Origin of the sequence: Hoyosella rhizosphaerae (genome assembly GCF_014643175.1) — a bacterium.
Lineage (GTDB): Bacteria > Actinomycetota > Actinomycetes > Mycobacteriales > Mycobacteriaceae > Lolliginicoccus > Lolliginicoccus rhizosphaerae.
Map to the genome: position 1 here is coordinate 104504 of NZ_BMJH01000004.1, position 11495 is coordinate 115998.

13 protein-coding genes are annotated in these 11495 nt (G+C 58.0%); 7 read left to right on the top strand and 6 right to left on the bottom strand.

Going from position 1 to position 11495, the window contains the following annotated elements; translation table 11 throughout:
* The first annotated feature begins 19 nt into the window (after positions 1-19).
* Positions 20-622 (top strand): TetR/AcrR family transcriptional regulator, encoded by a 603-nt coding sequence (locus IEW73_RS15395; RefSeq protein ID WP_188677366.1) that lies wholly within the window; start codon positions 20-22, stop codon positions 620-622.
* Here IEW73_RS15395 and IEW73_RS15400 read toward each other — a convergent pair.
* On the bottom strand, positions 611-1492 hold the full coding sequence (locus IEW73_RS15400; protein WP_188677370.1) for a Gfo/Idh/MocA family protein: 882 nt from the start codon (positions 1490-1492) through the stop codon (positions 611-613). The two genes, IEW73_RS15395 and IEW73_RS15400, sit on opposite strands and share 12 nt — an antisense overlap.
* Positions 1493-1579: 87 nt before the next feature.
* Here IEW73_RS15400 and IEW73_RS15405 point away from each other — a divergent pair, with 87 nt between their 5' ends.
* Both IEW73_RS15405 and IEW73_RS15410 read left to right on the top strand, forming a co-directional pair.
* Positions 1580-2392, top strand: coding sequence for an MBL fold metallo-hydrolase (locus IEW73_RS15405; protein ID WP_372433558.1), 813 nt, complete (start codon positions 1580-1582; stop codon positions 2390-2392).
* Positions 2393-2590: 198 nt separating this feature from the next.
* A complete protein-coding gene (locus IEW73_RS15410) occupies positions 2591-3103 on the top strand; it encodes a helix-turn-helix domain-containing protein (protein WP_229676057.1) in 513 nt (170 codons plus the stop codon).
* A 107-nt stretch (positions 3104-3210) separates the two neighbouring features.
* Here the strand turns inward: IEW73_RS15410 and IEW73_RS15415 are convergent, their stop codons facing one another.
* Both IEW73_RS15415 and IEW73_RS15420 read right to left on the bottom strand, forming a co-directional pair.
* Complete coding sequence (locus IEW73_RS15415) at positions 3211-3885, bottom strand: Crp/Fnr family transcriptional regulator (RefSeq protein WP_188677375.1); 675 nt, start codon at positions 3883-3885, stop codon at positions 3211-3213.
* A gap of 304 nt (positions 3886-4189) precedes the next feature.
* Positions 4190-4363 carry a hypothetical protein gene (locus IEW73_RS15420; RefSeq protein ID WP_188677377.1) on the bottom strand — a complete coding sequence of 58 codons (174 nt, stop codon included), beginning with the start codon at positions 4361-4363 and terminating at the stop codon, positions 4190-4192.
* Positions 4364-4556: 193 nt separating this feature from the next.
* On the opposite strand from IEW73_RS15420, the gene nth reads away from it, so the two are divergent.
* From nth to IEW73_RS15440, 4 genes are read left to right on the top strand one after another with little or no spacing between them, the layout of a single operon-like run.
* Entirely contained in the window at positions 4557-5252 is a 696-nt protein-coding gene (gene nth / locus IEW73_RS15425) for an endonuclease III (protein ID WP_188677693.1), read from the top strand.
* The gene (locus tag IEW73_RS15430; protein WP_188677380.1) at positions 5249-5911 is read left to right on the top strand and encodes a TlpA family protein disulfide reductase; all 663 of its coding nucleotides are present in this window, start codon (positions 5249-5251) and stop codon (positions 5909-5911) included. The genes nth and IEW73_RS15430 overlap by 4 nt, the downstream gene beginning before the upstream one ends.
* Positions 5908-6630: an NUDIX hydrolase gene (locus IEW73_RS15435; RefSeq protein WP_188677383.1), complete on the top strand. Its 723-nt coding sequence runs from the start codon at positions 5908-5910 to the stop codon at positions 6628-6630. The genes IEW73_RS15430 and IEW73_RS15435 overlap by 4 nt, the downstream gene beginning before the upstream one ends.
* On the top strand, positions 6627-7814 hold the full coding sequence (locus IEW73_RS15440; RefSeq protein ID WP_188677397.1) for a MarP family serine protease: 1188 nt from the start codon (positions 6627-6629) through the stop codon (positions 7812-7814). The genes IEW73_RS15435 and IEW73_RS15440 overlap by 4 nt, the downstream gene beginning before the upstream one ends.
* On the opposite strand, the gene IEW73_RS15445 is transcribed toward IEW73_RS15440, so the two are convergent.
* The 3 genes from IEW73_RS15445 to acs form a co-directional block, all read right to left on the bottom strand.
* Positions 7776-8738, bottom strand: a complete 963-nt coding sequence (locus tag IEW73_RS15445) for an alpha/beta fold hydrolase (protein WP_188677400.1) — start codon at positions 8736-8738, stop codon at positions 7776-7778. The two genes, IEW73_RS15440 and IEW73_RS15445, sit on opposite strands and share 39 nt — an antisense overlap.
* A gap of 35 nt (positions 8739-8773) precedes the next feature.
* The gene (locus IEW73_RS15450; protein ID WP_372433556.1) at positions 8774-9319 is read right to left on the bottom strand and encodes a phage holin family protein; all 546 of its coding nucleotides are present in this window, start codon (positions 9317-9319) and stop codon (positions 8774-8776) included.
* A 189-nt stretch (positions 9320-9508) separates the two neighbouring features.
* On the bottom strand, positions 9509-11458 hold the full coding sequence (gene acs / locus IEW73_RS15455; RefSeq protein WP_188677406.1) for an acetate--CoA ligase: 1950 nt from the start codon (positions 11456-11458) through the stop codon (positions 9509-9511).
* Positions 11459-11495: the final 37 nt, after the last annotated feature.

Sequence of the window (11495 nt, forward strand, 5' to 3'; positions counted from 1 at the left end):
GAATGTCCAAGGAGTCAAAGTGGAAGACAGCGTCGATAGCAGGCCAACGCGCCGTGTCCGGCACAATCCCGACGAACGGCGCCGCCAACTCATCGGCATCGGATTAGAAATGCTGACTCGACGACCACTTCACCAGATCACCATTGACGAAGTTGCCGCATCGGCTGGAATTTCCCGCAGTCTGCTATTCCACTACTTTCCGACGAAACGCGACTACTACGCTGCAGTCATTCGAGCTGCAAGCAAAAGGCTCCTCCGTGCTGCACGCCAAGCAGGCGCCGCCAACACCCCAGAGGAAGTTGTCGACGGCTACCTGTCCTTCATCGAACGACGCCACCAGCCGTACGTAGCACTGTTCCAAAGCTCAGGGTCCGAAGATTGGGTCCGCGAAATCCTCACCGAAACACGAGCCGCTCTCGTCGACCAATTACTCACAGTGCTTGATCTCCCCGCGGACGCCACCGATTCAGTACTCATGCGTCCGGCGCTGGGCGCGTGGCTCAGCTTCGCCGAAGAACTCGCATTGCAATGGGCGCGCACCGGTGTGGGAACAAGGTCCGATATCTTGGCAATTCTCAATGCATCACTCGACGTTGTGGCGCGCACAAGTTCAAAACTCTGAGCCCACATCAGAGCTAGCCCTAACAGCTACCAAGGACATCACCCGTTGAATCGCGAGCCCGCGCTCCACCGAGCATGGATGCTCAACACCACGAAAGCCGCAATCAAAAAACTCATCAAGCATGACTTGATAACAATCAACAGCAGGCGTGTCTCGGGTTGCTAGCTCTATAAAGCCCGCTCTTCCCTGTACCGACACTCGCAAAAGTGAGGGCGTGACCGGAGTCCGGAGCGACATCGTCACCGAACTAAACCTCTTGCTGCTGTGTTCTAGCAACACCTTCCATGTATCGCTTGCGACATCACAGCGAGCGCACACCACGTCAGTTACGGGGCCCAGAGCTACGTCAAGTAGATCTAGGAGGTGCGGGCCGACATCATCGAGTGCCCCGCCGACCTGACGCCACTGCGAACCTGAATAAGCGCCACCAAGCAATGCGCCAGATAGCCACACCGCATCACCAGACGACCACTCTCCGTCAGCAACCTCGTCAAGGAACTGCCGTGTTTCCGGGGCGAACCTGCGGGTAAAGAACACAACAGAACGCACGCCGCGATCACGCACCACCGTAGCTAGCCGGGCAGCGTCCTTGAGCGTGGCCGCCACGGGCTTCTCCATGATGAGGTGTTTCCCGCGCATCGCAGCGAACAGTGCAAGCTCCGCCTGCACTGACGGCGGGACAGCAAAAGCCACAGCATCAACTGAATCAACCAGTTCAGCATACGACCCAAAAACCCGAGCGCCAATAGCCTGCGCGGCATCCGGATTTCGCGCCCACACCCCAGCAAAGTCGACACCAGGATGCACCGCCAATGCTGGGGCATGAGTATTCATAGCCCATGGCCCGGCACCAACTAACCCAACGCGCATACAGTAAACCTACCTACTTTGCTTCGACGCCGAGTGCTCCATGTGCGCAGGAGTGTCACGAGGCTGCAGCAGTGACTACGAGAAGGTGTGACAATGAATGCGGTCCAGTTTCAGCACCCCGCCTACGGCCGCATGCGGGAAGTCACTGAATACGCTTCCGTCGCAGTAGCGCACAACCCCGGACCTATGACGCTTGAAGGAACCAACACCTGGATCCTTAGTGCGCCACACCAAAAGGGTTGCGTCATCGTCGATCCCGGTCCAGGCGATGACGCACACATCGCGTTGCTCACCCAAGGGAAACGCATCGACCTGGTTTTAGTTACCCACCGGCACCAGGATCACACCGACGGGATCGACGCGCTGTTCGCCAAGTCGGGCGCTCCGGTGCGAGCTTTTCTGCCGGAATATTGCCGCGGTGACGGGGAGCCGCTGCGAAACGAAGAAATCATTCATGCGTGCGGTCTCGATATCACAGTGCTCGCAGCTCCTGGGCACACCGCAGATTCAGCGATGTTTCTCGTGCCCGGCGAAAGTGCCGCCGCTGTGCTCACAGGCGACACAATCCTCGGACATGGGTCAACTGTGCTCGACGCCACAGATGGAAATCTAGCTGACTATCTGGACACGCTTGAGAAGGCGGCGAAAATCGGACACGGGCTAATCGGACTGCCCGGACATGGCCCCGAACGAGCAGACGTGGCGGAAGCAGCGCGAGAGTATCAAGCGCACAGGCTGCATAGACTCAATCAAATCCGAGCCGCACTCGATGAATTGGGTGACGACGCGACCGCTCGCGAAGTCGTTGAACACGTGTATGTCGACGTCGACTCCGCACTATGGGGAGCGGCAGAAGCCTCGGTACATGCGCAGCTAGCGTACCTTCGCCGTCGCGCATAAATTAGACAAAAGTACTAAGCTACCTGACAAAGGCGCGCTGTGTGGGCGAAATGAGCACAGTGCAGACCTAGGCGGGAAGTACCTCGTTGCCATGCGCTGGCAACAAAACTCCCAAGGGGTTGTTGCGAACGATCGAGTGGTGGTCGACGAGAGGCTGCTCCCGCCTGCGTAGGTCCATGCGACAGAAACGGGGAGCTGATGACTAAAGATACGGCGGTCAAGGGGAGTGACAACGACACCACAGATTCTGACACCACAGATTCTACGGTGGACGCCACGATAGGGGACCGCGGAGTTTTCGCGGATCGGTTGGAAGAGCTCTTTCGTAGTGTTCCAGATCCCAAAGGGCGTCGATTCACAGGTTCAGCAATCGCTCGGCGGTCTACTGAACTAGGTTTCAAGCTCGGCGAATCATACTTAAGCCAATTGCGGTCCGGTAAGGCTCGGACGCCGTCGTTCCGCACGGTTGAGGGAATCGCAGCAGCATTTGGCGTTGATGTCCGGTACTTCCTCGAAGACGCAGGCAAGCAGCGAACACAGACTGAAATCGACATGATGCGGCTGCAAGCTGACCGCTCAATTCACGATGTGGCGTACAAACTCGCTGGCCTTCCTGAGTCGTCTATTCACGTCGTCAACGAACTCATCAAAGTTCTTCGAGTGCAGCAAGGTTTGCCGTCTGAGCCGGAAACTCACACCGCTGAGCAGTGAGTTCTAACAGCACGAGCAGAAACGCGGGCTGACGTGGTCTCATATCGAGTACCGTCAGCCCGCGTTTCTATTTCAAGATGTATGAAGCTAGTGGTGCGCTCGTCTTTCTAGCGTGCTCTGCGAGCGAGACGCTCGGAGTCTGAGATCAGAACGCTCTTGCCTTCGAGACGCAGCCATCCGCGGTGTGCGAAATCGGCAAGCGCTTTATTCACAGTTTCGCGTGAAGCACCGACCAATTGGGCGATCTCTTCTTGGGTGAGATCGTGCGTAACACGGAGAGCACCGTTTTCCTGCGTGCCGAAACGCTGTGCGAGCTGCAGCAAAGCCTTTGCGACGCGGCCAGGAACATCGGTGAAGATCAAATCTGCGAGGTTGTTGTTCGTGCGGCGCAAACGCCGTGCAAGAACACGCAACAGTTGCTCTGCAATTTCCGGACGCTGCCCGATCCACTCTTTCAACGCTGCGCGGTCCATGCTTACTGCGCGTACCTCGGTGACTGTCGTCGCGCTCGACGTGCGCGGACCTGGGTCGAAGATAGACAATTCGCCAAACATGTCCGACGGTCCCATGATGGCGAGCAAGTTCTCACGCCCATCGGGTGAGCGACGCCCAATTTTGACTTTGCCGTTCAGGATGATGAAAAGCCGATCACCAGGCTCGCCCTCATTGAAGATGACATGTTGACGCGGGAAGTCCACCGGGTGAAGCTGTTGGGTGAGCGCCGCGATGGCGGAGGGCTCAACTCCCTGGAAGATTCCGGCTCTGGCCAGGATCTCGTCCACATGGGCTCCTTCGGGAAATCGTCGGTACCGAACTGTCGCACGGCACCGCTAGGCATTGGGAACGCAGGCTGCATAAGGAGCAGCCACCCACAGTCACTCCCACTGTAGTGGTTAACATCACAAATTGTCTGGTGCTTTGCTCAATACAAACTGCTGTGTCTCCGGTGAGACCACCCGCAAAGCAAGCTCAGCGTGATTCATTCGTCACTACAGTGTGGCGGTTACCACTAAATGTTGCACACTGAGCCCCCGAATTTCCACTTGGATCGTAAATGCTTTCAGAATCGACCTGGTTTTCGGAAACTCAAGCGGCAGAGGGGCGTTGATAATCGGACTCTACTTCGGCAGGCTCCTCTAAAAGTTCAGAGTCTGCCTCTGCGAACGAAATTCGCCCTGGTAGCCACTGCTCAAGCCTGTCTAGGCTCATCGCAAAGAGCATGAACAGCACAGGGATGAGCAGCACCGCAAGTCCTTGCATAAGACCAGTTAACCTTGGCGATGTCTCAAAACTGCAACGAATACACACCCGCTTCTATGAACATTCCTTGTGCAATTCGTAATCTAGGTTCCGTACCCTAGGTTCTGTGACCACCCGTTCCGCACCAACAACGCCGCGGCGGCGCGTACGCAAACCCGAGACGAAACTAGGTCTGGTGCGGAGGGCTCGCAGAATGAACCGAACCCTCGCGAGGGCGTTCCCGCACGTTTATTGCGAACTCGACTTCACTACACCTCTTGAGCTTGCGGTAGCCACAATTTTGTCGGCCCAATGCACCGACAAGCGAGTAAACCAGGTAACGCCTGCACTCTTTGATCGGTATCGCACCGCCGCTGACTACGCGAGTGCACAACGCAGTGAGCTCGAGGAATACATTCGCTCCACTGGGTTCTACCGGAATAAGGCAACCTCACTCATCGGCCTAGGACAAGAAGTAGTCGCCAGGTTTGATGGCGAACTCCCACGCACGTTAGGCGAACTCGTCACGCTCCCCGGAGTGGGCCGAAAAACTGCCAATGTCATTCTCGGCAACGCCTTCGATGTTCCCGGGATCACGGTCGATACCCACTTTGGGCGTCTAGTGCGCCGCTGGAAGTGGACCGAAGAGACCGACCCGGTGAAGGTGGAACACGCAATCGGTGAACTCATCGAAAAGAAGCAGTGGACTCTCTTGTCCCATCGCGTCATTTTCCACGGAAGGCGCATCTGCCACGCGCGCAAGCCTGCGTGCGGAGTATGCCTAATCGCCGCAGACTGTCCCTCCTATGGTGAAGGACCTACCGAGTTCGACGCGGCTGCAGCCTTGGTGCGAGGGCCCGAACGCGACCACCTACTTGAACTTGCGCGGCAGGAGAAGGACGCCACATGAGCTCAAGCGGCAAATGGACCATCGCAGCCTTCATCGTGGTTTTTGCACTCGTCGTCGCGATCTGGCCGCGGGACGCAGCAGACGATACGACACCTACATCGCCACCCGGGCCGCAACAACCTGGGGCCCAACAAAGGGAGACCACAGGCGAAATCACACAGTCGATGCGCCTCGACGCCCAACTAGACGCCTGCCCACAACCAGATCCCAGTGCGCGAGCGTGGTCCGTTCAGAATCCAATCTCCGATGTAACCCTTACATGCCTTGGTGACGGCACGCCTGTGTCTCTGGGAGCCGCGCTCGCTGGAAAGCCAGCGGTGCTCAATATCTGGGCATACTGGTGTGGACCATGCGCAGAAGAACTTCCTGCTTTGCAGGAATATGCACACATGGTTGGCGACGACATCACAGTCCTCACTGTTCATCGGGACCCAAAAGAGGCCAACGCACTCGCCAAGCTGATTCAATACGACGTGCGCCTACCAGGAATTCAAGATGGGAGCGGCCGCGTGCCAGCACTTCTCGGAGCCCCAGCAGTACTGCCCGTCACTATCGTCTTGCACGCTGACGGCGCGGTGGCGAGTATTCTCGCCGAGCCCTTCACCACTGCTGAGGAGATTGACGCCGCGGTAACTGTGGCCCTCAGGGGTGGTGAATGACGCAGCAAATGACACAGCCCCTGCATAGTGCTTCGCCTGAATGGCTGGAGAAGGTGTGCGCATTGTCGTCTGATGCGCACCCTCGGATGATGCTGCGTGCTCCAGAGGGGGCGTCAGTGCGTTCCGCTGCTGTACTCATGCTTTTTGGCGGATCCCGTGACGCAAACGCAGACGCGCCGGGCGGGCTGCCTGATGACGCTCACGTCCTCCTAACTCAACGTGCCGCGACGATGCGGCAACACAAGAGCCAGGTGGCATTCCCCGGAGGTGCGGCAGACCCAGGCGACACTGGGCCCATCGATACGGCATTGAGGGAAGCCCGCGAAGAAACAGGACTCGACCCCAGTGGCGTGCGCCCGCTGACCTTGTTGCCCGAGATTTACGTTCCAGTCTCAGGTTTCGAAGTCACCCCAGTTCTTGCTTACTGGGAAACGCCGAGTGATGTGTCAGTGGTAGATCCCACAGAAGCAGCACGTGTCGCTAATGTTGCAGTGCATGACCTCATAAAACCCGAGAATCGGTTCATGCTCCGGCACCCCGACATCCCGTACGATTCGCCAGCATTCGTGACAAGCGGCATGCTGATCTGGGGCTTCACTGCCGGACTGCTCGCAGGGATGCTGTCGGTATCGGGCTGGGAACACCCCTGGGACAAGAACGACGTTAGAGACATGGAAAAAACTCTCAACCAATTTGGCATGGAGGTACGCCGCAGGTGACGGGTTCACAATGGATTGACCTCATCCTGCTCGTGGGCATCCTTCTCGCCGCGATATCGGGCTGGCGGCACGGTGCACTTGCATCGGGGCTCGCGTTTATCGGCGTTGTGGTGGGCGCAGTCTTTGGAATCATGATTGCCCCCCACGTTGTCGTCATCGTGGACGACCCACTGGGACGACTACTGATTGGCATTGTGCTGATCGTGGTGCTGGTCGTCATTGGTGAAGTGTGCGGAATGGTGGTAGGTCGTACCGCCAAAGGCCTACTCCGTGTGCCTTTTCTTCAGTTCATTGACAGTCTTATCGGGGCAATATTTCAAGCGATCGCCATTCTGCTCGCCGCTTATCTTCTTGCTATCCCGGCAGCGTCCTCTGGGCGCGCAGATATCGCGGCCGCCGTTCGCGGGTCAAACCTGCTGTCTCAGGTCGATCAAGTCGCACCGCAGTGGCTCAAAGACATTCCGAAAGAATTCGCCACTCTCATCAACACCTCTGGCCTACCCGATGTTCTCGGTCCGTTTGGACGCACGCCGATCACGGCTGTCGAACCTCCCGATGGCAACATCGCGTTTTCGCCAGTGGTCACTGATGTTCAACGCAGCGTCCCGCGCGTTCGTGGCACAGCTCAGTCGTGCTTGAAGTCCCTCGAAGGGAGCGGCATCATCGTCGCACCTTCGCTGGTAATGACAAACGCGCACGTCGTCGCAGGGACTGAAGGCGTCACCATCGAAACGCTCGACGGCGTCTTTGACGCCTCCGTTGTTGTCTTTGATCCTGCTGCAGATATCGCGATACTCCGCGCACCCGGCTTACCCGGCCCGCCACTCCGATTTGTTGACCAACTAGTTCCGCGAGGAACTGAAGCCGTCGTGGTCGGCTACCCAGGCGGAGGGCCCTATACGGCCAACGCTGTTCGAGTCCGAGATGTCCTCGATCTCACCGGCCCTGACATCTACCAAGCAACAACGGTCAACCGTGAGGTGTACACGGTGCGCGGAACCATTCGCCAAGGAAACTCTGGTGGGCCGCTACTTGACGCCGACGGCAACATCATCGGCGTTGTGTTCGGCGCCGCGACTGATGACCCAGAAACCGGGTTTGTGCTAACCAACCGCGAAGTCGCCCCACACCTCAACGCGGCATTCTCAGCCGTCACTCCAGTCGGTACCGGGGCCTGCGTGTAGCTTCACAAACTCAATCAATTTTGCGCTCACCAACTGGGGCGCTTCTTCGTGGACGAAGTGGCCAACGCCGTACACCATATGAAGCTCACGGTTCGGTGCCCACGTCTTGTCCCGGTACAGCGCACCAGCCAGAATGAACGGGTCGGATGCGCCATGAATTTGTAGGACCGGAATCTTCAGCGGGGTCTTCATTGAAGTGAAGAAGCGGCGACCGTCGGGGCGAAACTGGCTCCGAAATGCCCACCGGTGATACTCCAGGGCGCAGTGTACGGCACCAGGGATCTGCACCGCCATGCGTGCATTCGCTGCCACTTCTGCGAACTCTTCCGAACGCACCCACGCCGCACCACCGCGATCCCGCAACAATTGTGCGGCGTAAGCGCCATTGTCCTTCGTAAGGCGTCGTTCTGGCAGCCAGGGAATCTGAAAGGGGAGCAGAGCCCTTGTTAGCGCAGCCCGCTGATGCCGATCCTGCATAGCTGATCGTTTGACAGACATTGGGTGCGGTGAACTAATCACCGCAATTGCCCGAACTTGGCGAGGATGCAAGTTAGCTGTCGCCCAGCACACCAGCCCGCCTTCAGCATGGCCGACCAGGATGACGTCACGTAAACCCAGCGCGCGAACGAGGCCTGCGGCATCGCCAGCCAGCGTCCAGCCGTCGTAGCCACGTGGCGGCTTGTCCGTGTCCCCGTAGCCCCTAAGGTCTACCGCGATCGCGCGAATTCCAGCATTGGCGAATGCGCGCAATTGATTCCGCCACGTCCACCAAAACTCACCAAAACCATGCAGCATCAACACCGTGGGTGTATCAGCATCCTGTGGGCCCATTTCGGCCACGTGAAAGCGAATGCCGTTCGCGTGCACATCCCGGTGAGTCCAGGGACCGTCAAACCGCACACGCGACGGGTCGGGCGCAACCATCTCTAGGCCTTCCCGCCTTGATATGTGGCGTTCGCCTAACGCGGCCTCGCCGAATCAGGTAAACCCGGGCCAGCGGATCCGGTCAATTCACGCCGGGCGAACGAATCACCTGTGGGCAGCACGCCTTTGAGCCCCTTCACGGACTCGATTGTGTGCTCGGGCTTCTTCAACTTGCGGACCTTCAAATAGCCAATGAGTCCGCACACTGCCGCGGCGAAAACCATGATGAGGAAGACGATTCCCCATGCGGCCCAAGTCCACAACCACTCGTTGAGGAGGTGGCCGAGGAAGAAGAAAAAGAAGAAAAGGCTGAACAATAAGATCACGCCGGCAACGACGAAGAAGATGCTGCCCTTGACGCCCTTCTTCACCTCGCTGGTGACCTCAGACTTCGCCAACTCCACCTCGGCGCGGAACAACGCCGACACCTGTGAAGTAGCGTCCTTTACTAGGTCACCAATACTGACGGATTGCCCAGGTATACGCGCGTCAGCATCCGCAAGCGGAATTGACGCAACAGTTTTCGGCACCCCATCCCCAGTGAATCGCCCATTGTTGCGGTCGTTGAAGGTCACGTGCACTCCTCCACATAAGTCGTGGCGTCATCTCACACATCAGTCGATGTCAGTCTGCAGCCCATGTTGCCACGTATTCGCTGCGACGTAGCGCATTAGGGCACGTTTGTGATCGAAACTCTCAGAACTTCGCACAAAACAGGCATTGGCCCACCGGAATGCAACCGGTGGGCCAACGCGCTTGTTGAACTGAAGTTACTTCTGGCGCAAGGACTCAACGACAGCCGGGTCGACCAGCGTTGATGTGTCACCAAACTGGCGCCCCTCAGCGACATCGCGCAACAAACGGCGCATGATCTTCCCGCTGCGCGTCTTTGGCAGTTCAGGAACAACAAATATGTCCCGAGGTTTCGCGATCGGACCAATATCGCGTGCCACAGCGCTGCGCATGTCCTGCACCAACACGTCGCCAGTGTTTTCGACGCCCTGCCGCAAGATCACAAATGCAACGATTGCCTGTCCGGTCGTCTCGTCGGACGCCCCGATTACCGCAGCCTCTGCCACAGCGGAATGGCCCACCAACGCGGACTCCACCTCAGCCGTAGAGATGCGGTGACCGGAGATGTTCATGACGTCATCCACGCGGCCAAGCACCCACACCGCGCCATCCTCGTCCAGCTTTGCGCCATCACCCGCAAAGTAGAATCCTTGCTCCGCAAAACGAGACCAGTATGTGTCGCGGAAGCGCTGCATATCGCCCCAAATTCCGCGCAGCATCGCCGGCCACGGCTTGTCGATCACGAGATATCCGTTGGCTTCGGTGGAACCCAACTCGACCGGCCTCGCCTCATCATCAACAACCTGCATGGAAATTCCTGGCAACGCCGCCATCGCCGAACCTGGTTTGCATGCGGTGACGCCGGGGAGTGGCGAAATCATGATCGCTCCCGTTTCGGTCTGCCACCACGTATCGACGATCGGGCAGCGGCCAGCGCCGAAGACCTCGTAGTACCAACGCCAGGCCTCTGGGTTGATCGGCTCACCGACAGTACCAAGCAGTCGCAAAGTGGACAGATCATGCGAATCGGGGATCTCGCGGCCCCACTTCATGAACGTGCGGATCAAAGTTGGGGCGGTGTAATAGATGGTCACACCGTACTTCTCAATGACCTCAAAGTGGCGGTGCTCGGTAGGCGAGTTCGGAGTGCCCTCGTACACAACCTGAGTTACACGGTTCGACAAAGGCCCGTACACGATGTAGCTGTGCCCAGTCACCCAGCCGATATCTGCCGTGCACCAGTAGACATCTTTGCCAGGCTTGTGGTCGAAAACATTGTGATGCGTATACGACGCTTGCGTCAGGTAACCGCCAGACGTATGCACGATGCCCTTGGGCTTTCCTGTCGTGCCGGAGGTGTACAGCAAGAACAATGGATGCTCGGAGTCAAACGCCTCTGGTTGGTGCTTATCCGACGCCTTTTCTACAGTGTCGTGCCACCACACATCGCGGCCTTCTACCCACGGGGTGTCCTGACCAGTGCGTCGCACAACCAACACATGTTCAACTGACGGTGCTGGAGTGTCGCCACCAATAGCTTCGTCGACCGCAGACTTCAAGGCTGCAGGCTTGCCGCGGCGGAACTGCCCGTCCGTGGTGATGACAAGTTTCGCGGAAGCGTCATCAATACGTGAACGCAACGCACTCGACGAAAAACCAGCGAAGACCACGGAATGAGTCAATCCCAGACGTGCGCAAGCCAACATTGCGACGATCGCCTCAGGGATCATCGGCATGTAGATCGCGACCCTGTCACCGGCCTGCATCCCCAACTCAGTGAGGTAATTCGATGCGCGAGAAACGTCAGCGAGCAGATCGTTATACGTCAGCGCGCGGCTGTCCCCGGGTTCGCCCTCCCAATGGATCGCAACTTGATCACCATGGCCCGCTTCCACATGTCGATCCACACAGTTGTACGCAACATTAAGTTTGCCGCCGACAAACCACTGCGCGACAGGCGCGTCAGACCAATCTAAAACCTGAGTGAATGGTTCATGCCAGTGAAGTCGCTGCGCCTGTTCGGCCCAGAAGGCTTCCCGATCGGCGTCGGCCTGGTCGTAGAGTTCGGGCTTGCCGTTTGCTTGCGCGGCGAACTCGTCGCTTGGCGCGTATGTAGCTTGCACTCGCTGCGTGAGATCGGTGGACATCTCGCGTGACTCCCTTGCATTGTCGACACATCGTCTG

Excerpts from the sequence above, each read along its gene's own strand:
- IEW73_RS15400 (WP_188677370.1), bottom strand. The coding sequence starts at position 1,492 with ATGCGCGTTGGGTTAGTTGGTGCCGGGCCATGGGCTATGAATACTCAT.
- IEW73_RS15410 (WP_229676057.1), top strand. The coding sequence starts at position 2,591 with ATGACTAAAGATACGGCGGTCAAGGGGAGTGACAACGACACCACAGAT.
- IEW73_RS15420 (WP_188677377.1), bottom strand. The coding sequence starts at position 4,363 with ATGCAAGGACTTGCGGTGCTGCTCATCCCTGTGCTGTTCATGCTCTTT.
- nth (WP_188677693.1), top strand. The coding sequence starts at position 4,557 with ATGAACCGAACCCTCGCGAGGGCGTTCCCGCACGTTTATTGCGAACTC.
- IEW73_RS15430 (WP_188677380.1), top strand. The coding sequence starts at position 5,249 with ATGAGCTCAAGCGGCAAATGGACCATCGCAGCCTTCATCGTGGTTTTT.
- IEW73_RS15435 (WP_188677383.1), top strand. The coding sequence starts at position 5,908 with ATGACGCAGCAAATGACACAGCCCCTGCATAGTGCTTCGCCTGAATGG.
- IEW73_RS15445 (WP_188677400.1), bottom strand. The coding sequence starts at position 8,738 with ATGGTTGCGCCCGACCCGTCGCGTGTGCGGTTTGACGGTCCCTGGACT.
- acs (WP_188677406.1), bottom strand. The coding sequence starts at position 11,458 with ATGTCCACCGATCTCACGCAGCGAGTGCAAGCTACATACGCGCCAAGC.